This is a genomic window from Pedobacter nutrimenti, assembly GCF_032678445.1.
Classification (GTDB): domain Bacteria; phylum Bacteroidota; class Bacteroidia; order Sphingobacteriales; family Sphingobacteriaceae; genus Pedobacter; species Pedobacter nutrimenti_A.
Genome location: NZ_JAVTSQ010000006.1, coordinates 1 through 24,574 on the forward strand (window position 1 = coordinate 1; position 24,574 = coordinate 24,574).

Below are 24,574 nucleotides of genomic sequence, written 5' to 3' on the forward strand. Positions count from 1 at the left end.
CCTGCTTTTGGGAGATCTGGCCCGGTTTTCTATTTTGTAATAATTAGCTCATAAATGCCTTTAACCCTCTAAAAAATGATGTTCTTTTTTAAATATTCAAATTTAAAATGCTATTTTGAGCAAAAAACAAAACATATGAATAAATATATAGGAGCAGTACTTTTATTTGCTTTGTTTTCCTGCCAGAATACAGAGCATCATGCTGCAGCTGCAGCAGATAGTACTGGGGTGCCTGCAAAAAGTGGTAGTGCGGTCAGTTTAAAGGAACCCGCGGTCCAGGCAATATATACAGATTATATTGTGCTTAAAAATGCGTTGGTAGACACTAAATATGAAGAGGCTAAAGCTGCTGCAAAAGTGCTTTCTGCTAAATTAGCCGTGTTTCAGGGTTGTGAGAATACTGCATTAATTGCAGATAAAATTAAGGATGCCAAAAACATTGAAGAACAGAGAAAAGAGTTTACTTTTTTGAGCTCTGATGTCATTGCGATGTTTAAACATGCTGATTTGCTGTCGGGTACTATTTACGTACAGCATTGTCCAATGGCTAACCATGGTGATGGAGGAGATTGGTTGTCTTCAGACAAGAAGATCCAGAATCCTTATTACGGATCGGAGATGATGGATTGTGGAGCAGTTATTGAAGAAATAAAAGGAAAATAATTTAGTTTTCCTGATTAATGATCAGTCATTTAATAATTATTTAACAGCTTTGTTATAGTTGTTAAACCACGAATAGAGATAGATTAATTACTTTTGTTATTATAAATTATAAGATATGTCAGAGATTGCAGAAATTAAGATTGATGGTAAAGTGTACGAATTCCCTGTTATTACAGGAACCGAAGGTGAAAAGTCAATAGATATTTCAAAGTTAAGGGATCAAACAGGTTATATTACCCTTGATTTTGGGTACAAAAATACAGGCTCTACAAAAAGTGCGATTACTTTTTTGGATGGCGAAAAAGGTATTTTAAAATATAGAGGTTATGCTATCGAAGAACTTGCCGAAAAATCTACTTTCCTTGAAGTTGCTTATTTACTGATTTATGGTGATCTTCCAACTCAGGAGCAGCTTGCTGACTTTCAATCTCAGATCAGCCGTCATACGCTGATTCACGAAGATATGAAGAAGTTCCTGGATGGTTATCCTTCGAAATCGCATCCAATGGCTCAACTGGCTTCTTTGGTATGCTCACTGTCCACATTCTATCCTGAATCTCTTAATGCCAATTCTTCACCAGAAACCATGGATCTGACCATGATTAAACTTCTGGCTAAATTCCCTACTATCGTTTCTTTCATTTATAAAAAGTCATTAGGTCATCCGCTGATTTATCCTAAAAATAAATTCGACTATGTGACCAATTTCATTAACATGATCTTTGGTCAGCGTACTGAAGAGATCGAGATTGATCCGGTTGTAGTTAAAGCAATGAATACTTTATTAATTCTTCACGCGGATCATGAGCAAAACTGCTCTGCTTCTACAGTAAGAATGGTGGGTTCTTCAGATTGTAATCTATATGCATCTGTTTCTGCAGGTATTGCTGCTTTATGGGGGCCACTTCATGGAGGTGCCAACCAGGCTGTAATTGAAATGCTGGAGAAAATTAAAGAGGATGGAGGAGATACTGAAAAATGGATCAATAAAGCTAAAGATAAAAATGATCCTTTCCGTATGATGGGCTTTGGCCACCGTGTGTATAAGAACTTTGACCCAAGAGCAAAGATCATTAAAAAGGCATGTGATGAGATCCTGGAAAAATTGGGAATCAATGATCCTGTTCTGGAAATTGCCAAGAAACTAGAAGAAGCTGCACTGAGCGATCCGTATTTTGTAGAGCGTAAGTTATATCCTAACGTAGATTTTTATTCTGGAATTATTTACAGAGCTTTAGGTTTCCCTACAGATATGTTTACGGTATTGTTCGCTTTAGGACGCTTACCTGGATGGATTGCACAGTGGAAAGAAATGCATGAAAACAAAGAACCAATTGGTCGTCCGCGTCAAATCTATGTTGGTCATACCAACAGGGATTTTGTAAGCATTGAAAAAAGAGGCTAATCAACTATAGGCTATAAAAAAAACGTCCGGACTAATAGTCCGGACGTTTTTTTTATATGTATTTGAAGGTTAGCCGATAAAGTAATAGATGGATCGTTCTATGATCCATTCGGAAATCCCAAACGCAATAAAATAGAGGATGAACAACGTGATCATCTTTTTAATAATTACCTTTTTAGGGCGCTGATAAAATACGGTAAGTGCTTTGAATAAATACCAGGCTATGCCAATTACAACTACAAATTGTATCATGCTACTTAGCGCTCCAGAACCTATTAGCCTTCTTAAGGGAACGGTAAAAATCTGGACAATAAAAAATGCGGTAGTTCCATGAATCGTAAAAATCAGGTGGTCCAGGTAATAAATGTGATTTTTCCTGAAATTCCACATAATGAACAGTGCGAGCAAAGGCATCAGAAGGAAATACTGTTTAGGACGGTAATGCTCCAATTCTTCTTTAACAGACCAGTTGCCCGACGCAGATTTTTGATTGATGGCAATTTCCCGTTTTTTCAGTATGCGATCAAACCAGGAGTCGCGGTTATTTTCTGGTAATTTTTCCTGTCTGGACAGATAAGCCTCATAGGTACTGTCTTGTTTTATGATATGGTAACGCTGATATTTATCTAAAAGGTCTTCATACTCTTCTCTATCGGTCTTGGAAGTGTCTATCGTTGCCTTGAGTTGTTTGATCTGTTCTTCCTGTTGATGGAAACTGAGTGATTTAAATTCCTGGGCATTTACTTTTTTCTGAAAAAAATTTGCTGTTTTGCCTACAAATGAATCCTCGTCAAAACCCTCTTCCTTTAAATCTTTTGTAACGTCTGATGCGGCCGCTTTAACATTTTTTACCGTCTCATGTTGCTGCTGTTTTTCTTGATCGTGTTCCAGTTTTTTGGGTACTACAATAAAATAAACAATAGAAACAAAAATATACATGCTCACCGGATTGATATACCTGGCCCTTTTACCAGCAAGATAATCGAGCGTAACCTGGCCTGGCTCAACGAGCAGGGGTTTTAGGGTTTGAAAGAACTTATTATCGAAATGAAAATAGTGGGCAATACTATGGCTGATGAACTGCCAGAAGTTTTCCTTAATTTCCAAGTTAGCTTGTCCGCAACTGCTACAATAATGTTTTTCTACATGTTGCCCGCAATTGAGGCAATTGTGTTCTTTTCTGTACTTACCTGACATAGACTGTTAAAGATATGGTGTTTTCCGTTTTAATGATTAACATCCTGAATTAAGATCCGGTCGTGTTTATGCTTGAATAAAACAGCAAATAAAATGGTGATCACTAAGGCATAAATGGTGAAAGACAACCAGATGGAATGCCAGTCTTTCATGTGTACCGCTTTGTTAAAAGTTCCATTTTCCAGAATGCTGACGCCTTGCTCTTTAATGAATTTTCCCAATTGCAAATTATTGACATCCGTATCAAGAAATGCAGATGTTGAGTTGATGTCTGTAAAGGATTTTGTGAAATATTTATCAATCATCCATCCTGAAATCAAGCTTCCAAATACCGCACCCACACCATTGGTCATCATCATAAATAAACCCTGCGCGGAAGAACGTGTCTTTGCTGTTGTAGAGGTTTCCACAAAAAGAGATCCGGAGATATTGAAAAAATCAAAAGCCATACCGTATACAATACAGGAGAGTATGATCATCCAAAGGTTACCTGTAGGGTTTCCATACGCGAATAATCCAAACCGGAATACCCAGGCCAGCATGGCAATGATCATTACTTTTTTAATTCCAAAGCGATTGAGGAAGAAAGGAATAGCCAGGATAAAAAGGGTTTCGGAGATTTGTGAAATCGACATAATGATGGTCGAATACCTCATCACCAGTGAATCTGCATACTTTGGAAAATGTTTAAATTCATCTATATATACATCTCCGTAAGCATTGGTGAGCTGGAGGGCGGCACCTAAAAACATGGAAAAGATAAAGAATAAAGCCATCTTATAATTGGTGAACAATTTGAAGGCTTCCAATCCAAAAGTTTGTGCAAAGGAATTTTTCTCCGAGATCAGCTTCTGAGGCTTACACGCAGGAAGGGTTAAAGCATATACGGCCAGACCTATTGCAGCTATTCCTGCAATATAAAACTGGTAAGCGGTTGCTTTATTTCCAGTCAGGTTAGTGGTCCACATGGCAATGATAAAGCCTACAGTACCCCATACACGAATGGGGGGAAAGTCTTTGACAACATTCAGGTTTCCAGACTTTAAAGTAGAGTAAGATATAGAATTACTTAAAGAGATGGTTGGCATGTAGCAGCACATTGCGACCAGCATAACCCAAAAGAAGGTGTCCGGGCTCTGTACCTGGGGAAGATAAAATAGTACTCCGGCGTATAGAATGTGAAGAATACTGTACAAAACTTCTGCATTTACCCATTTATCGGCAATAATTCCGGTTAATGTTGGCATTACCAGGGATGCAAAACCCATCGTTGCGAAAATAGCTCCGAATTGTGTGCCGTCCCACTGTTTTGTCCCGAACCAATAGTTTGCAATTGTAAGTAACCACGCACCCCACACGAAGAATTGCAGAAAACTCATCACAGTTAAGCGAAACTTAACATTCATAATAATAGTTTAGTTTGATGTATTGTTAGTAATGGTTGAATATAAAACTATTTTGAAACAAAATCTAAATTGTCCTTAAATACTTATACCAACCTTTTGTATTTTTTTCGAGAAGTCAGGCAGAATTTCTTTTGTTGAGTTCGTCACGGATCTTAGCTGCTTTTTCGTAAGCTTCTTCTGCAATAGCTTCCTGAAGTTTTTGTGTCAGCTCTTCAACTGTCAGGGATTTGTAATTTGTTCCGGGAATAGAGGTACTGATGTCTTCTGAACCTTTTTCTTTAGTCATATCCATGTTTTCAAGAAAAAGAAGGTCATTACCTTCAATGACAATACCTGCTGATGAAATGATGAATTCATAAGTATAAATAGCCGCATTGAAACGTACGGCAAGGGCAATAGCATCAGAAGTTCTGGCATCAATTTCCTGTACGTTTTCTCCGTCTGTGCAAATGAGTTTGGCAAAGAATACGCCGTCTACCAGGTTATAGATCAGAATTTCTGTAATTTGAATTCCATAAGTCTGGGCAAAAGATTTGAAGAGATCATGAGTAAGCGGTCTGCTTGGTGTCATTTTCTCTATTTCAATGGCAATAGCCTGTGCTTCAAAAGCACCAATAATAATAGGAAGACGTCTTCTTCCATTTACTTCTCCCAAAACCAATGCATAAGCACCGGACTGGGTCTGGCTATACGATAGGCCAACGATATCTAGTTTTACTTTTTTCATATTAAAGAATATAGGGCAGGCCGGAGCCTGCCTTATATTTTTATCCTTTATGTGCTTTTAAAGCTTCAATTAATTTAGGTACCACTTCAAAGGCATCACCAACGATTCCGTAATCTGCAACTTTAAAGAAGGGAGCCTCTGGATCTTTGTTGATCACAACGATTACTTTGGAGGAGCTTACACCAGCCAAATGCTGGATAGCACCAGAAATACCAATCGCAATATATAAGTTAGGGCTGATCGCAATTCCTGTTTGCCCAACGTGTTCGGAGTGTGGTCTCCAGCCTGCATCAGATACGGGCTTGGAGCAAGCGGTAGCGGCACCCAGCAGGTTGGCAAGTTCTTCAATCATTCCCCAGTTTTCAGGACCTTTCAGGCCTCTTCCTGCAGATACCACGAGTTCTGCATCTGGCAGAGAAATTTTATCAGTAGCCCGAACAATTTCTTTTACAATGGCTGCGAGGTCTGTAGATTTAACTTCTGGTGTGAAGTTTTCAATTGTAGCATCAACAGGTGATTCCTTAGTTCCAAATGCGTTAGGGTTCAGGGCAATCACTTTATTTGCAGAAGTTAATTCTGTAACTGCAAAAGCTTTTCCTGAGAAGGCGTTTTTCTTTACTGTAAATTTACCATCTGCTGTTTGAGGCAGTTCTACTGCACCATCTACCAATCCTGCTTTAAGCTTTACAGCTACCCTTGGTGCGAGACCTTTTCCGGAGAAGGAGTTGGACAAGACAACGATATCTGCATTTTCTTTAGCTGCAGCTTCTACGATTACAGAAGCGTAGGCCTGGTTTACGAAGTTCTTCAACTGATCAGAAGATACGTTTAAGACTTTGGATGCGCCGTATTTTCCTAATTCTTTCAGTTCATTTTCACCAACATTACCGATAGATATTGCGGTTAAATGAGTTCCTTGTCCATCTGCAATAGCTTTTGCATAAGAAACGGCTTCGAAACCCGATTTCTTAAATTTGCCATCGGCTTGTTCTACATATACTAAAACTGACATAAATATCTTTTAATTAAATTTTTGTAAAAAAGGATCCTTAGATCACCTTTGCTTCCGTGTGTAATAAGTCAATTAATTTTGCGGCCTCTTCTGCAGGAACTTGTTTAACGGCTCCTCTTGGGGCAGGGGTCTCAAATTTAACCACCTTTGCGACTTCTGCAATTTCAACTGCTTCTACGACTTGAAGGGATTTGGTTCTTGCAGACATGATCCCTCTCATATTAGGGATTCTGGGTTCTGCGACACCTTCTGCACAGCTTGCAATAAATTTGCCTGTAACTGAAACTACTTCTTTACCGCCTTCAATTTCACGCTCCAGTGTCGCAGTGGTTCCATCGTAATCCAGTTTTTTAATGATAGATATTGAAGGGATATCCAAAAATTCACCAACCATAGCAGCTACCTGCGCACCGTTGTAGTCGATAGACTCACGTCCACAGAGGATCATATCGAAATCTCCGGTTTTAGCATATTCAGCGATCTGATAGGCTGTAAAATAAGCATCACGTGGTAGAGCATTAATCCTAACCGCATCGTCGGCACCAATGGCCAGTGCTTTTCTGATGGTTGGATCTGTACTGCTGTCTCCTACATTAATTGCGGTAACTGTACCTTTTCCACCTTCGCAAAGTTCAATCGCTCTTGATAACGCAATTTCATCATAAGGATTTACAATAAATTGAACTCCCGATGTATTGAATTGTGTATTATCGTTAGTAAAAGTTATTTTTGTCGTTGTGTCGGGCACGTTACTGATACAAACTAATATTTTCATACAAATTTAATTTTTTAACTTTAATGAGTCAACCTCAGGCTTTTCAGTTTTATCTAATTTTACGATTAAATAGCTTTGCCTGGTGGTATCTTATAAAATTGTCTTTTTGCAAATCTAATTAAAAAAGCAGGGATTTAAAATGCAAAGTACCCGTTTAATCAAGTTATTGGAATTTTTTGAAAGTGATCCTAATGATCCCTTCGTTATTTATGCCCTGGCCACTGAGTATAACAACTTAAATGACACAGAAAAAGCATTTCATTATTATCATATACTAGTCAATAAGCATGCCGATTATGTAGGTACTTATTATCATCTGGGCAAACTCTATGAAAAAGAGCAGCAAGCAGATAAAGCGATTGAGACTTATCAGCAGGGTATGATTGCGGCGAGGAATAAAAGAGATAATCATGCTTATTCAGAACTACAGGGCGCCCTGAATTCTGCTATGGGAATGGACTATGAAGATGATTAAATTGTAATACATTGGCAAAGCGGCAGCTGTTATTCATCAGGAATGTGATTCTATTTACATTCACGGCCTTCGGAGGGGCCCAGGCGCATATTTCTCTTTTGCTAAAGTATTTTGTAAAGAGCCACAGGTTTATCTCTGAAGAGGATTTACTGGAACTCAATGCCCTTGCGCAGGTGCTTCCGGGCCCGGCATCTACGCAAACACTGGTGGGGATTGCTTATAAGGTAGGGGGCCTTAGGTTATCTATAACTACCTTTTTAATCTGGATATTTCCTTCTGCTGCTGTAATGACCTTTGCGGCCATTAGTTTTGGCAAGCTGGATCAAAAAGAAAGGTTTATAGAAATTCTAAAATATATCCAACCTATTGCGCTTGGAATTGTAGCCTTTGGGGCTTATAATTTATCGAGAAAGGTACTGGTTTCTCAGTTGTCTATCATGCTGGCCATTTCTTCTGTGGTAGCCACTCTGGTTCTAAGAAATGCCTATGTATTTCCTTTGGCTATTCTGATTGGTGGAATGGTTTCATCTGCTATTGGTACACCAAAAGAAGAAACGGAGCTCCGTGTGAAATTGTTTTCTAATATCAATCCAAAGAAATTGAGTTATTTTATTGGGGTTTTGCTCTTTATGGCAATTCTCGGAGCCATTATCAATACGACTTCACCATTTAGTTTGCCGATAAGACTTTTTGAGAACTTTTACAGGAACGGGATTTTCATATTCGGGGGCGGCCAGGTACTTGTTCCTTTAATGTTCACTGAGTTTGTACAAATGAAACATTATTTGCACGCTTCGGGGTTTTTGTCTGGATTTGCGATACAGCAAGCGCTCCCTGGGCCAACCTTCTCCTTTACCAGTTATGTGGGCGCTTTAAGTATGAAGAATTTTGGTTATGGTATCTGGGGACAGATTACAGGCGGGATTATAGCAGTGCTGGGGATTAATCTTCCGGGTTTGATCCTGGTGTTATTCATCGTTCCCTTTTGGGATGATCTTAAAAAGATCACCCGTATTAAGCATTCTTTAACTGGTATAAACGCGGTGAGCGTAGGCTTTATTATTGCTGCATTTATATTGCTCTTAAAGCCCATAGGAATCGATTTTCTTTCTATTGGCATTATGGCAGTTACCTTCCTGGTTTTGAATTTTACGAGGATTAGTCCGCCAATAATTGTAATTGCTGGAATACTGCTTGGCTATTTTATTTAAGCTAGAACGGTGCGTCGTCATCGTTCATATCATCCATTCTGGATGGCTTGATGATGACGTTTCCTGCAGGTCTGTCGAAATCTGCTGATGGTGCCATACCTGCTCCCGGGCTGTCCATAGAGAAGGAATTTTGTGGCATGAAATTGTCTTCCAAATCAGCAAATTTAACGTACTTACCAATAAATCTTAACGGAACAATACCGGTTTCACCATTACGGTGTTTTGCAATAATTACCTCGCCAACACCTGCTTGCGAACGCCCTTGTTCATCTTCAGTGATGCCATAATATTCCGGTCTGTATAAGAATAATACCATATCCGCATCCTGTTCAATAGATCCTGACTCCCTCAAATCGGAGAGCATTGGTCGTTTTCCGTTTGCTCCGGGTCTGCTTTCTACGGCACGGCTCAACTGAGAGAGGGCAAGTACCGGAACATTGAGCTCCTTGGCTACAGATTTCAAGGCTCTTGAGATACTACCAATCTCTTGCTCCCTGTTTCCACCACCACTCTGGCCTTCACCTTTTCCATGCATTAACTGCAAATAATCGATGATGATCAGCTGCAGGTCGTATTGTGCTTTTAACCTCCGGCATTTTGCGCGGAATTCAAATATGTTCAGGGCTGGGGTATCGTCTATAAGCAGGGGTGCTTCTGTTAAAGTACCGATTTTGCTGTGTAGTTGTTGCCATTCCCATTCTGCCAGATTTCCTTTCCTGATCTTTTCCTGCTCAATCTCTGTTTCTCCGGAAATTAAACGATTCACCAACTGAACCGAGGACATCTCCAGCGAGAATACGACTACGGCACGTTTAAAATCTACGGCTGCGTTTCGTGCACAGGTCAAAACAAAAGCGGTTTTACCCATCGCAGGGCGTGCCGCAATGATCACAAGATCTGATGGTTGCCATCCACCGGTAATCCGGTCAAGGTCGGTAAATCCGGATGGGACACCAGTTAAACCATCACTTTTATTTCTGAGTTCCTCTAGAGTGGCCAGAGACTGTTTAACGATCTCGTCCATTTTCTGGGTATCTCTTCTCAGGTTGTTTTGGGCAATGTCAAATAAGTTTTTTTCCGCATGATCCAGAAGATCGAAAATGTCTGTGGTATCTTCGTAAGCATTCTGGATAATTTCTGAGGAGATGCGAATCAGCTCTCTCTGAATATACTTTTGAGAGATGATACGGGCGTGGTATTCTATGTTGGCTGAGGAGGCAACCCTATTGGTCAGGTTCGTGATGTAATAGGCGCCACCAACCATTTCCAGCTGGCCCAGATTTCTCAATTCGGATGTTACGGTTAAAATATCTACCGGTTTTGACTTCTGAAAAAGAATTGCAATGGCCTCAAAGATCTTTTTATGCGCTTCCGCATAAAAAACTTCTGGTTTTAAGATATCGATAACTGTAGACAAGGCATCTTTTTCCAGCATTAGAGCCCCCAGAACAGCCTCTTCAAGATCTAAAGCCTGAGGCGGGATCTTGCCCAGGGTATTCATGGAATTGCTTAATCTGTTTTTTCTGGCTGTGAAGTTTGATTTGTCCTGTCCTTGATTTCCGTTATCGTTACTCATAGGTACAAAAATAGACAAAAATTCAGCTCATTTTTCCATTTCTTTATACACATTTAAACAAAGCAAATTCAAGGATTCTATATCTCCTCCCTAAATTTGAAATAGTTTCCAACAGAAATGTGTGGATAAGAGGGGGTTAGCTCCTTAATTAATTAGCTTGCTCTTAATCTCATTATTTCAGTTATTTTTGCAGCTTAATAAAAGGGTATGGAAAATTTTAGGAGGTCTGGGAGACCTAAAGAAAATAATGAGTTTGTATTTGGTATACGTGCTGTAATAGAGGCTATTAAAGCTGGAAAGGATATCGAGAGTATTTATATTCAGCGTGGCCTGGCCGGAGATTTGATGCTTGAGCTTAAATCATTATTGAAAGGTATAGAAGTTCCAGTACACAATGTGCCTGTAGAGAAATTGCACCGGATGACACAGAAGAATCATCAGGGTGTTATCGCTGTAATTTCTTCCATTACTTTTCAAAAGATAGAAGACATTATACCAGCCATTTATGAAAAAGGAGAGACACCATTGGTGCTGATCCTGGATGGAATTACTGATGTTAGAAATATGGGTGCAATCGCCAGAACAGCTGCTTGTGCAGGTGTACATGCCTTGGTGGTACCTACTAAAAACTCTGCCCAGATTAATGCTGATGCGATAAAGACCTCTGCTGGTGCCTTATTCAGTATACCAGTGTGCAGGCATCCTAATTTGCATAAAACAGCGTTGTTTTTGCAGGAATGTGGTTTGCAGATTGTGGCTTGTACGGAGAAAACCAACGACCTGATTTATGTACCGGACTATACACTTCCAACGGCCATTGTAATGGGCGCTGAAGATGAAGGAATTTCAAATGATATTATGCGGATGGCCAATCATCTGGCTAAGATTCCGATGATCGGAGAGATCAGTTCCCTGAACGTCTCCGTATCGGCTGGTGTTATTCTTTATGAAGCAATCAGGCAACGCGGAGTTTCTTAATAACTTATTTGTTATTAAGAAGATATCCGCTGTATGCTAAACCTTTTGCTACACTAATAAAACTGTCTTCTGACCGGACTGGTATGTTCTTGAATTTATCGCTGAAAAGCTCTTTTACAGCGATAAGAAGTGATGTGCCTCCGGTGATGAACAGACTGTCAATATCCTTGAGATCGATGTTGTTGTTGAGGAGAAATTGATCCAAATAAGTGCTGATTTTGTCCAGGTCTTTTCGTATGACTTGATTGTACTGCTCAATCGAAATATTTTCGAGGATCTCAATTTCCATATTAGAATAGCTGAATGTGGAATCTGCTTTTTCTGAGAGTTCTACTTTTGTTTTTTCAATGGACTGAAAAACGGAATAACCCAGATTGTTTTCTGTCAAGGTAAGCAGGTTTTTGAATTTTGCGTCTCGTTTAGAATAATGGTAATAGTTCTGGAGATCATTTTTGACTTTAAGTCCGTTAAAGAAGTTCATTTGTTCCCAGGAGCAAATATGTGTAAAGAGTGAAACCGGAACTTTCAGCATTTTACCTGGAGCGGCTTCATACATGGTTTCTTTGCCGAAATAAGGTGTTCCTTTTTCCCACATAAAAGCAGAATCAAAACTATCTCCTCCAATATAGATACCGCCGGTAGCAAGGATGTCTTCTTTTCTGTCTTTATGATCGGTTTTGGAAGGATCCAGTACCATATAGGTAAAATCTGTTGTACCTCCGCCTAAATCTGCTACCAGTACTTTTTCTTTATGTTCCAGTGTCCTTTCATAGGCAAAGGCGGCACCGATGGGTTCAAATTGAAAAGCAAAGTTGGTAAAGCCAGCCTGTTCTGCCGCCTTATGTAATCGTTTTTGAGCGAGATTATCTTTTTCCGAGCTGTCATCATCAAAGAATACAGGTCTGCCAATAATGGCTTTGGAACATTCCTGGCCAATAACTTGATCTGCCTTTGTTTTGAGTTCTTTCAGGATCAATGTAACAAGATCTGATGCATTGTACCTTTTGTTAAAAATGCGGGTTTCGATAAAGCTGCTCCTAGGTAAAATCCTTTTGACAGATTTCATAAAACGTCCCTTCATCCCGTCTTTCAGGTATGAAGAAATTGCTTCTTCACCAACACAATAGTGTAACGGTTCGGATAAGGTTTGTTCGCTTTGGAAATAGAGGAGGGAAGGAACGGTGATGGTGTGGATGATTTCGTTTTTTTCTTCGTCAAAGATGCAAAGAGAGGAGTTCGTTGTTCCAAAATCGATTCCGTACAGATAATTATTCATAAACAGGGTATAGCTAAAAAAAATACCTCCAGGTCGTATGATAACCTGAAGGCAAATCAAAAATAATTTTGAACGTTTTTAAAACGATCGGTGCTTAAATAAATTTTGCGCCGTGTTTGGATTTAATGTCGGCAACAATTTGTTTTACGCTTTGTTCTTCACTTCTTGGACAAACCAACAAGATATTGTTGGACTCAACTACAATGTAGTCGTGTAGACCTTGTAAGATCACAAGCTTATCTTTAGGTACATTCACCATGCAATTGGATGAATCAAACATCATGACCTTCTCGGTAGGAATTACCGCATTTCCAACGTAATCTTTTTCTGCCATATCATAAATAGAAGCCCATGTGCCCAAATCAGACCAGCCAAAATCAGCAGGTAATACGTAGACGTTATTGGCTTTTTCCATGATGCCAAAGTCAATAGAGATATTGGTACACTGCTGATAGGCATCACTGATAAAGGCCGATTCCTTTAAAGTATTGTATAAGGGCAGGCCCGACTGGAAAATTTCATGCATTTCGGGAAGATGTTTGTGAAAGGCATTGTTAATGGCTTTTGCAGACCATATGAATATACCTGCATTCCATAAAAAGTCACCGCTCTGAATAAATGATTTAGCCAGTTCCAGGTTGGGCTTTTCTGTGAATAGCTTTACTTTATGGATTCTTGGATCTGAAGTCAAAGTGTTGTCTACATACTGGATATAACCGTAGCCAGTATCCGGGCGGCTGGGTTTAATGCCCAGGGTGATCAGACAATCATTTTGAGCTGCTGCTTCCAGCGACTCTTCGATGGCAGATACAAAACTATCCAGATCGGCAATGGTGTGATCTGAAGGAGCGACCACAATTACCGCATCGGGATTGAGTTCGGATATTTTCATGGAACCATAAGCAATACATGGTGCTGTATTGCGCATAATGGGCTCAGCAAGAATTTGGTTGTCCTGTATATTGGGTAACTGAGTTTTGATGATATCTGTATAGATCTCATTGGTGACGATAAAAATATTTTCTGGGGGACAAATCTTTAAAAAACGATCGTATGTACTCTGTATGAGGGTTTTTCCAATTCCAAAAAAATCAATGAACTGTTTTGGGTATTCTGTTCTGCTTACTGGCCAAAAACGGCTTCCGACACCGCCGGCCATAATTAAGGCGTAATTATTTTTGTTCATGCTGTTTATAAGATGGTTTTATATAATCCCTTCCTGAAGAAGGTCGTGTAAATGAATAATGCCGAAATACTTACTTCCATTGGTAACCAGCAATTGGGTAACATTATTTTGCTTAATCACTTCCAGGGCATCGACTGCCAGAGCATCTTTGTCAATTTTTTTAGGATTGGTATTCATAATGTCTTTCGCCATAATGTTTGCTAAATTAGAATGTTTTTCCAACATTCTTCTAATATCTCCATCAGTAATTATTCCGAGAATCGTATCGTTCTCAATAACAACAACAACGCCTAAACGGTTTTGACTTATTTCTATAATGACATCTTTGATTGGTGAATCTGGCGAGATAGAAGGCTTTTCATTTCTTGAAGCAAGATCAGTGGCTTTAAGATATAATTTCTTGCCCAGTGAGCCTCCTGGGTGATATCGTGCAAAATCATCACTATTGAATTCTCTTGCATGCAGCAGGCAAACGGCCAGGGCATCGCCCATTGCCAATTGGGCTGTAGTACTAGTGGTAGGTGCCAGGTTATTTGGGCAGGCTTCTTTCTCTACGGTGGTATCGAGAATCAGATCAGCATGGTCTGCCAGGGCTGATTGAAGTTGTCCAACCATGCCAATTAAAACATTGCCCGATTGTTTGAGTAAAGGGCAAAGTACTTTAATTTCGGGGGTATTGCCGCTTTTGGAAATGCAGATAATGATATCGTTCTTTTGGATCATCCCAAGATCGCCGTGTACAGCATCAGCCGCATGCATAAAAACGGAGGGCGTTCCGGTAGAGTTGAAGGTGGCTACAATTTTCTGTGCAATGATGGCACTTTTACCAATTCCGGTAACCACCACCCGGCCTTCGCTTTCTATAATTAAGCTGACGGCCTTAACGAAATCGTCATTAATATTCTTGATTAAACCTGAAATGGCCTGCGCCTCCAGTTGTAAAGTGCTGACTCCTGCCTCAATTATTGATTTTTTACTTTTCAAACAGAATTATTTAGTATCTTAATGCTTTAATTAAGGCAAAATTATGTTATTTTGAATGAAAAATAGCACGGAATCTTTTATAGAGAAAATGGATGTGAAAAAGTCGTTGTTTGACAACTTACAAAACTTTTTTGGTTTTGATAATTTTAAGGGTGATCAGGAGTCAATTATCACCAATGTTCTTGAAAAGAAGAACACTTTTGTAATTATGCCTACAGGTGGGGGGAAATCTATATGTTATCAATTGCCTGCACTGATGAGCGAGGGTACCGCTATTGTGATCTCTCCGCTTATTGCGCTGATGAAGAATCAGGTCGATCAGCTGAGGGCTTTTGGTGGAAATGATAGTATAGCACATTTTCTGAATTCCTCTTTAAATAAAACGGACATCGCTCAGGTAAAGAGTGATCTGCTCAGCGGACAGACCAAACTGCTGTATGTTGCACCGGAATCTCTTTCCAAGCAGGATAATATTGATTTCTTAAGGTTGATCAAAATTTCTTTTGTGGCTGTGGATGAAGCACACTGTATTTCAGAGTGGGGCCATGATTTCAGGCCGGAGTACAGGAAAATAAGACAGGTTATCAGTGGGCTTGGAGATCAAATCCCTATTATAGCATTAACCGCTACGGCAACGCCAAAGGTTCAGCAGGACATTATTAAAAACCTGCAGATGACTGAAGCAACCTTGTTTAAGTCATCTTTTAACAGACCAAACTTGTTCTATGAGATCCGCCCAAAACGTGATGTGGTTAAGGAGATGATCCGGTATATTAAACAGAACACGGGTAAATCTGGGATTATTTATTGCCTGAGCAGGAAAAAGGTTGAAGAAATAGCGGAAGCTTTAAATCTGAATGGGATTAAGGCCTTGCCTTATCACGCAGGCCTTGAGCCTAAAGTAAGGGCAGATACGCAGGATAAATTCCTGATGGAGGATGTTGAGGTTATTGTGGCCACTATTGCTTTTGGTATGGGGATAGATAAACCAGATGTGCGTTTTGTGATCCACCATGATATTCCAAAGAGTATGGAAGGGTATTACCAGGAAACTGGTAGGGCAGGACGCGATGGTGGTGAGGGTGTTTGTATTGCATTTTACGCACAGAAGGATGTAGATAAACTGGCCAAGTTCATGAAGGATAAACCTGTTTCTGAGCGGGAGATAGGCACACAGATCTTAAAAGAGGTGATTGATTATGCTGAGTCTGGTGTTTGCCGCAGAAAGCAGATTCTGCACTACTTTGGGGAGAATTTTAATGAAACCGGCTGTAATTGCATGTGTGATAACTGTAAGAAGCCGAAAAAGGTATTTGATGCGGAGGAGCCACTGAAAACCTCATTGAAACTGATTAAAAATATCGGGGAGAAATTTGATGATACGCATATTCTAAACATCCTGATGGGGCTGGAAACAGCGCAGACGATTGCTTATGAACATGCGAAATTACCTGAATATGGACATGGTAAGATTGATGGAGAAAACCTTTGGAAATCTTTGATCAGACAAGCGGTGCTTAATAATTTTCTTTCTAAGGATATCGATAATTATGGATTGCTGCGTTTAACGAATTCCGGGCAGGATTTCATAGAGAATCCTTATAGTTTGAAATTTATATTAAATGATCCTATTGACGCAGCGGGAGAGGATGATGACGATGAAGTAAAACAGGGTTCCGGGGCTTTGGATACACAGTTGCTTCAACTATTGAAAGAACTGCGTAAAAAGATAGCCAAACAGAAAAATGTTCCTCCATTTGTGGTATTCCAGGATCCTTCACTGGAAGAAATGTGTACGCACTATCCAATTTCTATGGAAGAGCTGAAGCAGATTTCAGGTGTAGGAAACGGTAAAGCCCTTAAATTTGGAGGTCCTTTTATTGAGCTGATTAAAAAATACGTTGAGGATAATGATATTGAGCGTCCGGTAGACCTGATCATTAAAACTCAGGCCAATAAATCCCAGCTTAAGGTTTCGATTATTCAAAATGTAGACCGTCAGATTGGTCTGGAAGATATCGCTCGTTCTAAAGGCATTACCTATTTTGAGATCCTGAAAGAGATTGAGGCAATTGTCAATTCCGGAACGAAGCTCAACCTCAATTATTTTGTGGATGAGATGATGGATGAAGACCGTCAGGATGAGGTGTTTGATTATTTCCGGAGTGCCGAGAATGATTCTATTGATGAGGCATTAAAAGACCTTGGTGAAACAGATTATACCCGTGAAGAGATTCAGCTGATGCGTATTAAGTTCATGTCTGAACTTGGTAATTAATATAGAAAAATATAGAATGATTAATTTTAATTTAGATAAACTACAACATACTGGTTCTGATAACTTCTTTTTAATGGCGGGCCCTTGTGCTATTGAGGGTGAGGAAATCGCTATGCGTATTGCAGAGAAGATCGTGAAGATCACCAATAAACTGGAAATTCCTTATATTTTCAAAGGTTCTTATCGAAAGGCAAACCGCTCTAAAGGTGGTTCGTTTACTGGAATAGGAGATGAGAAAGCCTTAAAGATTCTGGAGAAAGTAGGAAAAGAATTTGGACTGCCTACAGTTACTGATATTCATGAGAGTGCTGAGGCTGCTATGGCTGCAGCTTATGTAGATGTTTTACAGATCCCGGCTTTTTTGTGCCGTCAAACTGATCTGCTGATTGCTGCTGCGCATACCGGAAAGGTTGTGAATGTTAAAAAGGGACAATTCCTTTCAGCAGGTTCTATGAAATTCGCTGTGGAAAAAATTGTTGAATCAGGAAATAACAAAGTTATTCTAACGGATCGTGGGAACACATTTGGTTACCAGGACCTGATTGTGGACTACCGTGGTTTGCCGGAGATGCAAAGTTTTGGAGTTCCGGTAGTGATGGACTGTACGCACTCTCTGCAACAACCTAATCAAAGCAGCGGGGTAACAGGAGGTAAACCCGAACTGATTGGTACGATTGCAAAGGCCGCTATTGCTGTTGGTGCCGATGGATTATTTATTGAAACACATCCCGACCCAGCTAATGCGAAATCGGATGGCGCTAATATGCTTCACCTGGATCTTCTGGAAGATTTACTGGAAAAACTTATTAAAATAAGAAAAGCGGTTATTTAACCGCTTTTCTTATTTTAATTGGTTTGCATCACTACAAAAGAGGTTCTTCTATTTTGTTTTCTTCCTGCTTCAGTTTCATTAGTAGCCAGAGGCTTGTCTTCTCCATACCCTTTATACAACAGCCTTTCTTTAGTGATTTGGTGCATGATCAGAAAGTCATAAACTGATTTTGCTCTGAGTTCTGATAATTTCATGTTCTGGACTTTATTTCCGATGTTGTCTGTATGTCCCTGGATTTCAATTTTTAGGCCTTTGTTGTGCTGCAAGAGAACTGTCAACAGGTTTAGCTCTGTAATTGAGGACGGTAAAAGTTCATATTTATTGGTGTCAAAAAAGATATTTCTTAAAACAATGTTTACACCTGGCTTGATTCTTTCCAGAAGTATATTCAGCTCATAAGGTTTTAGTGAGGTGCTATTGTTCAGCTCGAAATTGTCGGAATAAAATAAATAACCTTCTGCTTCTGCATTTAGTAAATACGAATGTCCTGCGGGCATAACGGCTAAAAACGCGCCGGTTGCTTCATTGGTAAAGTCATTGAATTGATTTTGTTTGTTTTGCAGGTTAACAACTTTGATACTGGCGGATAATGGCTTCCCAGTCTCTTTATCTTTTACGCTTCCTTTCACATAGGTGATTTCTTTTGGCCTGATGGCTGGAGGTAAATCAAATTGGTAGATGTCCATATCTCCATATCCATCTTTTAGAACAGCAGAGAAATAAGCTTTTAAGCCATCAGGAGAAACGGTTAAGCCGGTTTCCTCATTAAAGGTATTGATAGGGGTACCTAAATTCACAGGAATAGCCCAATGGCCATTGTCTGTCAGGGTACTCATGAAGATGTCTTTATTGCCAAACCCTGGCCAGCCGTCTGAAGAGAAATAAAAGGTTTTTCCGTCGGGATGAATAAATGGAGTCTGTTCATCATAGGGTGTATTGATCTCTGGTCCTAAGTTTACAGGCTTTTGCCAGCTGCCATCTTCGTTTAGCGTACTTTTCCAAATATCATAGCCCCCGTAGCCCCCGGGGCGGTTGCTTACAAAATACAGCGTGTTTCCGTCGGGGCTAATAGAAGGCTGTGCATCCCAATATTCGGAGTTGATTGGTGCACCTAAGTTGAAAGGCGTACCCCAGTCATTGCCTTCTTTATGGCTTACATAAATATCGCATCTTCCAAGACCGTCAGGCCGGTTACAGCCGGTGAAAAATAAATACATTCCATCGGGGCTAATGGATTGCGCTCCTTCGTTATAATTTGGTGTATTGATTTTGTTGCTGAGCGGAACAGCTTCTGACCAAACTGATCCTGTTTTTGTTGAAAGATAGAAATCTTCATTGCCTTCTATATTTCTGCTGAAGATCAGGTTTTGACCGTCTGCAGTGATGGAGGGAAAATAATCTCTGTACTTGGAATTTACGCCTGGTCCTAGGTTTACAGGTTCGTATTTCACCGGGTTTTTTAAAGCTATGACTGAAAAATCACAATCTTTGATATATTTGTTTGCTTTATTTAAAATGTCTTTATCCTTACCTGTATACTTGCTGACGAATGTAGTTAGACTGGATTTGGCATCTTCGTAATTGCCTGTAAGCAGGAGGGATTCACCCATTCCATAATATACTCTGTAATCAGAAATGTTTCCAAGCTCGATTGCTTTTTGATAATATGGAAGCGAGGAATTGTACTGTCTGGTTTTTCTGTGCAGATCTGCCAGTTGAAGATAAGCCAGCTGGAATTGTTGATCCTCTTTTACTGCTGTTTTTAATAAGTCAATAGCTTGGGGATAATTGATCTGCGTGATCATTTCCTGGGCCCGGTTAAAATTATCTTGGGCTTTCCTGTTGGTACTTTGCGCACTTATACGAAAAACACTGCATAGAAGCAGTAGGAACACCAGAATTTGAGCCGAATTTCTATGTATCATAGCAGAGCTGAGTAAAATACAACTAACTGACTATAAACATAAGAAATTGAAGTGTCAATTTATAAAGATTCCCTGGATTAAGGAATATTCAGGTACTTATGTGTTTGAAGAGAAATTTCCCATTTAGGATTGGCCATTACATAATCAATAATTAATGGAGTGACTTCTTTGGCTTTTGACCATTCAGGCTGTAAATAGAGTTTACAGTTTTCAGAAACAGTTTCTGCATATTTTTCTGCCCATTCAAAGTCACTTTTGTTAAATACAATCACTTTAAGTTCATTGGCAAACGGTGTGATGTCGGGGCGGGGCGCCTTGAATTTCTTCGGCGACAAACAGATCCAGTCCCAGTGACCAGAAAGCGGATAAGCACCTGAAGTCTCAATGAAGGTTAGAATTTTCTTCTCCTGTAATTTAGCTGTCAGGTAATCCAGGTTATAGATCAGGGGTTCGCCACCGGTAATTACAACTGCTTTTCCCGGAAAGGTTTCTGCTTTGGCAACAATATCATCTGCTGAAGTTAAAGGGTGTAGTTCTGCATCCCAGCTTTCTTTTACGTCACACCAGTGGCAACCTACATCGCAACCTCCAAGGCGAATAAAATATGCAGCCTTACCTGTATTAAATCCCTCTCCCTGTATTGTGTAAAATTCTTCCATTAAAGGAAGTAAAGTGCCGTCGCTTGGTATTTGATGTGCCATATAAAGTGTGCAAAGGTAAAAAATCTTTAGCGGAAATTAGATTATATGTATCTTGAACTGTTTTATATGACCTGTATGTGAAATTTGAGCCGATAAAAAGATGTTGAAATGGTATAAGATAGAAATTGAGATTCCGGAAAATGACTTTGTAGAACAAATCCAGGTAAACGGAAAGAAGCTTTGTCTGATTAGGGATAAGGGCAAATTGTATGTGGTCCAGAATACCTGTCCACATGCCGGTGGTATTTTAAGCGGGGGCTGGTGCAAGAATGGATACCTGGTTTGCCCGATACATCGCTGGGAATATAGTCTGGAAAATGGAAGGGGAGCAGAAGGACAAGGGGATTATATTCACATCTATCCCACGGAACAAAGAAAAGATGGTGTATATGTAGGTTTGAAGGAAGGCTGGCTGACCAGCCTGTTCAAAAAAGGATAGGCGAGGTGCCTATCCGTATATTTCTTTTTTAGCTGAAGCTAATGTGTTTTTGAGTAAACCGACGATGGTCATCAGTCCAACACCACCTGGTACAGGGGTAATCCAGGAAGATTTTGGAGCTACATTTTCAAAATCAACATCACCATATAGTTTAAAACCAGATTTTGTTTCTGTTGAAGTTTCCCGGTTGATTCCTACATCAATGATGATGGCGCCAGGTTTAACCATGTCGGCAGTTACAAAGTTCTTTTTGCCTATAGCTGCCACAATGATGTCTGCCTGTAAAGCCAGTTCTTTTAAATTCGTTGTTTTGCTGTGGGTAAGGGTTACAGTACAGTTCCCTGGATTTGCATTCCTGGCCATCAGGATACTCATTGGACTTCCTACAATATTGCTCCTGCCTACAACGACACAATGCTTGCCAGTAGTGTCAATCTGGTAGGCCTGAAGCATTAACAGAATACCATAAGGCGTAGCCGGAATAAAGCAGGGCAGGTTGCGCATCATGCGGCCTAAATTCACCGGGTGGAAACCATCAACGTCTTTGCGGTAGTCGATGGTTTCAGTTACTTTCTCCGGATCAATATGTTTTGGAAGGGGGAGTTGAACAATCAAACCGTCAACACCGGCATCCTGATTAATGTCTTCTATTTTCTGGAGCAGTTCTGCTTCTGTAACGGTTACATCGTATCTGATCAGAGAAGACTGGAAACCTACTTTTTCGCAGTTTTTCATTTTGCTGGCTACATAGGTTTCACTGCCACCATCATTACCCACCAATATGGCGACCAGGTGTGGCTTTCTACCGCTCTGTGCTAAAAAATCTGCCGCTTCGGCAGCTATTTCCTGTTTTATTTTTTCTGATGCGAATTTTCCGTCAAGTAACTGCATGTATAAAAATGTATTTTTTTGATTAATCTAATTTTAAAACGGCCATAAATGCGGTTTGAGGAATTTCTACGTTTCCTACCTGGCGCATGCGTTTTTTACCTTTTTTCTGTTTTTCAAGAAGTTTCCGTTTACGGGAAATATCACCACCATAACATTTGGCTGTAACATCTTTCCTCATTGCCCTTACGTTCTCACGCGCTATTACTTTAGCGCCGATAGAAGCCTGTATGGCAATTTCGAATTGTTGTCTTGGAATAAGTTCTCTTAATTTCTCGCAGATCTTTTTACCGAAGTCGTAAGAATTGGAACGGTGGATCAGTGAAGACAAGGCATCTACATGCTCGCCATTTAACAAGATATCCAAACGTACCAGATCAGATTGACGGTAACCTATCTGATGATAATCAAAGGAGGCATATCCTTTGGAGATGGTCTTTAGTTTATCGTAAAAGTCAAATACAATCTCGCCCATTGGCATCTCAAATACCAGCTCTACGCGGTCTGCAGTGAGATAGGATTGGTTGGTGATGACTCCCCGTTTTTGAATACAAAGTGACATGACCGGGCCTACAAATTCTGCCTTTGTAATGATGTTCGCTTTGATATAAGGCTCCTGAACATATTCCATTTTACTTGGATCAGGAAGATCTGAAGGGTTATTTACAATCACTTCTTCGCCTCTGGTGGTTTTGGCAATATAAGATACGTTGGGCACTGTAGTGATCACCGTCATATCAAACTCACGCTCCAAACGCTCCTGGATGATCTCCATGTGGAGCATTCCTAAGAAACCGCAACGGAAACCAAAACCTAAAGCTGCCGAACTTTCCGGCTCAAACACAATAGACGCATCATTTAGCTGCAGCTTGTGCATCGCCTCACGGAGCTCTTCAAATTCGTCTGTATCTACAGGATAAATACCCGCAAATACCATTGGTTTTACCTCTTCAAAACCCTGAATAGCATCTTTTGATGGCCTGGCTACGTTGGTAATGGTATCTCCAACTTTTACCTCACGGGCTTCTTTAATTCCTGATATAATATAACCTACATCACCTGTCTTGACCACCTCTTTAGGAAACATATTGAGCTTCAGTACACCAACTTCGTCTGCAAGATATTCCTTGCTGGTATTGATAAACTTTACTTTATCGCCCTTGCGGATTTCTCCATTTACTACTTTATAGTAAGCAATGATTCCCCTGAATGAGTTGAATACAGAGTCAAAGATTAAGGCCTGCAGGGGTGCTTCAGGTTCACCAACGGGTGCAGGGACACGGTCAATAATGGCTTGCAGGATATCCATAACACCCAGGCCTGTTTTACCAGATGCCGGGATGATTTCTTCCCGTTTACAGCCAATCAGATCAATGATCTGGTCTTTAACCTCTTCTGGCATAGCGCCAGGAAGGTCCATTTTATTCAGGATCGGAATGATCTCCAGATCATGCTCCAGTGCCAGGTACAAGTTAGATATGGTTTGTGCCTGGATACCCTGTGAAGCATCTACGATCAGTAACGCACCTTCGCAAGCTGCAATGGAACGGGAAACTTCGTAAGAAAAATCCACGTGTCCAGGTGTATCAATCAGGTTGAGGACATATTCCTGTCCGTCAACGGTATAATTCATTTGTATAGCGTGACTCTTAATGGTGATCCCACGTTCACGCTCTAAATCCATATTATCCAGAAGCTGCGCTTGTGATTCGCGCTGACTAATGGTCTTGGTATACTCTAATAAACGATCCGCTAAGGTACTCTTACCGTGATCTATATGTGCAATTATGCAGAAATTACGTATATGCTTCATCTTTGCGCAAATATAAGACTTTGATCTGTCATTTTACGCTTTGTGTGCAGATCTATGATAATGTCTGAATTACAGGGCTTTATTTGCTTCAAGAATCATATTTTTTACGGTCTCACTATTGGTTAGCAGGTAAGAATATTCGTCAGAACTGCTGCCCATAGTGGCTTGCTCGTTTTTAAAGTTCATTTTACTTGCTACGGCTGTTCTTGCTGAGGCATGAAATTCTGTAGCGCCAGTTTTTTGAATGATTTCTTCTATATTAGTTTCACTAATTCCTGCCCCTGGCATAATGCGTATTCTCCCAGCGGCTTTTTTGATGAGTTTAGCCAGTGTTTCTACTCCCTTTAAGGCGGAACTTTCTCCGCCGGAGGTCAGAATGCGTTCACATCCGGTCTCAATAACGTCCTCTAGCGCCTTTTCCAGGTCATTACTCATGTCGAAGGCTCTGTGGAAAGTTACTGGAAGGGGCTTGGCGAGGTCGACCAGAACTTTACAACGTTCTTTATCAATGCTTCCATCGGTATTTAAAATGCCGATCACTACACCATCGCAGTTTAAAGACTTGCAGACCTGAATGTCTTCTTTCATCAGTTCAAATTCAAGGTCATTGTATAGAAAATCACCGCCTCTTGGTCTGATAATGGGATAAACCTGCAGGGAGAGCATTTTTTTAGCCAGCAGAATTTGTGCATAACTTGGGGTAGTACCACCTTCGGGCAGATTATCGCAAAGTTCTACTCTGATAGCGCCGCCTTCCTGTGCTGCAAGCGCAGAACGTACAGAATTGGCACAAACTTCCATATTAATCATGTAGGTAATAATTTTTA

Annotated in this window: 22 protein-coding genes; 8 read left to right on the plus strand and 14 right to left on the minus strand. The window is 40.2% G+C overall.

Annotated features, from left to right (window positions below):
• Window positions 1–135: 135 nt before the first annotated feature.
• Together R2S08_RS11565 and R2S08_RS11570 are read left to right on the plus strand one after the other, a co-directional pair.
• The gene (locus tag R2S08_RS11565; protein ID WP_316835328.1) at window positions 136–663 is read left to right on the plus strand and encodes a DUF3347 domain-containing protein; all 528 of its coding nucleotides are present in this window, start codon (window positions 136–138) and stop codon (window positions 661–663) included.
• 115 nt (window positions 664–778) lie between these two features.
• Window positions 779–2,068, plus strand: coding sequence for a citrate synthase (locus tag R2S08_RS11570; RefSeq protein ID WP_133778413.1), 1,290 nt, complete (start codon window positions 779–781; stop codon window positions 2,066–2,068).
• Between the two features lie 69 nt (window positions 2,069–2,137).
• On the opposite strand, the gene R2S08_RS11575 is transcribed toward R2S08_RS11570, so the two are convergent.
• The 5 genes from R2S08_RS11575 to R2S08_RS11595 form a co-directional block, all read right to left on the minus strand.
• Window positions 2,138–3,265: a DUF3667 domain-containing protein gene (locus R2S08_RS11575; RefSeq protein WP_316835329.1), complete on the minus strand. Its 1,128-nt coding sequence runs from the start codon at window positions 3,263–3,265 to the stop codon at window positions 2,138–2,140.
• A 29-nt stretch (window positions 3,266–3,294) separates the two neighbouring features.
• Window positions 3,295–4,671 carry a nucleoside permease gene (locus tag R2S08_RS11580; protein WP_316835330.1) on the minus strand — a complete coding sequence of 459 codons (1,377 nt, stop codon included), beginning with the start codon at window positions 4,669–4,671 and terminating at the stop codon, window positions 3,295–3,297.
• Between the two features lie 115 nt (window positions 4,672–4,786).
• Window positions 4,787–5,398 (minus strand): bifunctional nuclease family protein, encoded by a 612-nt coding sequence (locus R2S08_RS11585; RefSeq protein WP_133778410.1) that lies wholly within the window; start codon window positions 5,396–5,398, stop codon window positions 4,787–4,789.
• A gap of 40 nt (window positions 5,399–5,438) precedes the next feature.
• Window positions 5,439–6,410: an electron transfer flavoprotein subunit alpha/FixB family protein gene (locus R2S08_RS11590; protein ID WP_316835331.1), complete on the minus strand. Its 972-nt coding sequence runs from the start codon at window positions 6,408–6,410 to the stop codon at window positions 5,439–5,441.
• A 37-nt stretch (window positions 6,411–6,447) separates the two neighbouring features.
• A complete protein-coding gene (locus R2S08_RS11595; RefSeq protein WP_316835332.1) occupies window positions 6,448–7,185 on the minus strand; it encodes an electron transfer flavoprotein subunit beta/FixA family protein in 738 nt (245 codons plus the stop codon).
• Window positions 7,186–7,324: 139 nt separating this feature from the next.
• Between R2S08_RS11595 and R2S08_RS11600 the strand changes: the two genes are divergently transcribed.
• Together R2S08_RS11600 and chrA are read left to right on the plus strand one after the other, a co-directional pair.
• Entirely contained in the window at window positions 7,325–7,660 is a 336-nt protein-coding gene (locus R2S08_RS11600) for a tetratricopeptide repeat protein (protein ID WP_133778407.1), read from the plus strand.
• Window positions 7,661–7,671: 11 nt separating this feature from the next.
• A complete protein-coding gene (gene chrA, locus R2S08_RS11605) occupies window positions 7,672–8,871 on the plus strand; it encodes a chromate efflux transporter (RefSeq protein WP_316835333.1) in 1,200 nt (399 codons plus the stop codon).
• A 1-nt stretch (window position 8,872) separates the two neighbouring features.
• Here chrA and dnaB read toward each other — a convergent pair whose 3' ends face one another.
• Complete coding sequence (gene dnaB / locus R2S08_RS11610) at window positions 8,873–10,447, minus strand: replicative DNA helicase (RefSeq protein ID WP_133778406.1); 1,575 nt, start codon at window positions 10,445–10,447, stop codon at window positions 8,873–8,875.
• A gap of 207 nt (window positions 10,448–10,654) precedes the next feature.
• On the opposite strand from dnaB, the gene rlmB reads away from it, so the two are divergent.
• Window positions 10,655–11,425, plus strand: a complete 771-nt coding sequence (gene rlmB, locus R2S08_RS11615) for a 23S rRNA (guanosine(2251)-2'-O)-methyltransferase RlmB (protein ID WP_316835334.1) — start codon at window positions 10,655–10,657, stop codon at window positions 11,423–11,425.
• A 4-nt stretch (window positions 11,426–11,429) separates the two neighbouring features.
• On the opposite strand, the gene R2S08_RS11620 is transcribed toward rlmB, so the two are convergent.
• From R2S08_RS11620 to R2S08_RS11630, 3 genes are all read right to left on the minus strand, one after another.
• A complete protein-coding gene (locus R2S08_RS11620; RefSeq protein ID WP_316835335.1) occupies window positions 11,430–12,701 on the minus strand; it encodes an Hsp70 family protein in 1,272 nt (423 codons plus the stop codon).
• Between the two features lie 94 nt (window positions 12,702–12,795).
• Window positions 12,796–13,887: a mannose-1-phosphate guanylyltransferase gene (locus R2S08_RS11625; protein WP_316835336.1), complete on the minus strand. Its 1,092-nt coding sequence runs from the start codon at window positions 13,885–13,887 to the stop codon at window positions 12,796–12,798.
• 18 nt (window positions 13,888–13,905) lie between these two features.
• Window positions 13,906–14,871, minus strand: coding sequence for an SIS domain-containing protein (locus R2S08_RS11630; protein WP_133778402.1), 966 nt, complete (start codon window positions 14,869–14,871; stop codon window positions 13,906–13,908).
• Window positions 14,872–14,959: 88 nt separating this feature from the next.
• On the opposite strand from R2S08_RS11630, the gene recQ reads away from it, so the two are divergent.
• Both recQ and kdsA read left to right on the plus strand, forming a co-directional pair.
• Window positions 14,960–17,149, plus strand: a complete 2,190-nt coding sequence (recQ, locus tag R2S08_RS11635) for a DNA helicase RecQ (protein WP_316835669.1) — start codon at window positions 14,960–14,962, stop codon at window positions 17,147–17,149.
• Window positions 17,150–17,165: 16 nt separating this feature from the next.
• Window positions 17,166–17,981 (plus strand): 3-deoxy-8-phosphooctulonate synthase, encoded by an 816-nt coding sequence (gene kdsA / locus R2S08_RS11640; RefSeq protein WP_316835337.1) that lies wholly within the window; start codon window positions 17,166–17,168, stop codon window positions 17,979–17,981.
• Between the two features lie 14 nt (window positions 17,982–17,995).
• Here kdsA and R2S08_RS11645 read toward each other — a convergent pair whose 3' ends face one another.
• The gene (locus R2S08_RS11645; protein WP_316835338.1) at window positions 17,996–19,906 is read right to left on the minus strand and encodes an OmpA family protein; all 1,911 of its coding nucleotides are present in this window, start codon (window positions 19,904–19,906) and stop codon (window positions 17,996–17,998) included.
• 77 nt (window positions 19,907–19,983) lie between these two features.
• Window positions 19,984–20,607 carry a 7-carboxy-7-deazaguanine synthase QueE gene (locus tag R2S08_RS11650; protein WP_108553801.1) on the minus strand — a complete coding sequence of 208 codons (624 nt, stop codon included), beginning with the start codon at window positions 20,605–20,607 and terminating at the stop codon, window positions 19,984–19,986.
• A gap of 100 nt (window positions 20,608–20,707) precedes the next feature.
• Here R2S08_RS11650 and R2S08_RS11655 point away from each other — a divergent pair, with 100 nt between their 5' ends.
• Window positions 20,708–21,046 carry a Rieske (2Fe-2S) protein gene (locus R2S08_RS11655; RefSeq protein ID WP_316835339.1) on the plus strand — a complete coding sequence of 113 codons (339 nt, stop codon included), beginning with the start codon at window positions 20,708–20,710 and terminating at the stop codon, window positions 21,044–21,046.
• Window positions 21,047–21,055: 9 nt separating this feature from the next.
• Here R2S08_RS11655 and R2S08_RS11660 read toward each other — a convergent pair whose 3' ends face one another.
• From R2S08_RS11660 to R2S08_RS11670, 3 genes are all read right to left on the minus strand, one after another.
• A complete protein-coding gene (locus R2S08_RS11660) occupies window positions 21,056–21,937 on the minus strand; it encodes a bifunctional 5,10-methylenetetrahydrofolate dehydrogenase/5,10-methenyltetrahydrofolate cyclohydrolase (RefSeq protein WP_316835340.1) in 882 nt (293 codons plus the stop codon).
• Between the two features lie 22 nt (window positions 21,938–21,959).
• Entirely contained in the window at window positions 21,960–23,747 is a 1,788-nt protein-coding gene (gene lepA / locus R2S08_RS11665) for a translation elongation factor 4 (RefSeq protein WP_316835341.1), read from the minus strand.
• 69 nt (window positions 23,748–23,816) lie between these two features.
• Window positions 23,817–24,557: a copper homeostasis protein CutC gene (locus R2S08_RS11670; protein WP_316835342.1), complete on the minus strand. Its 741-nt coding sequence runs from the start codon at window positions 24,555–24,557 to the stop codon at window positions 23,817–23,819.
• Window positions 24,558–24,574: the final 17 nt, after the last annotated feature.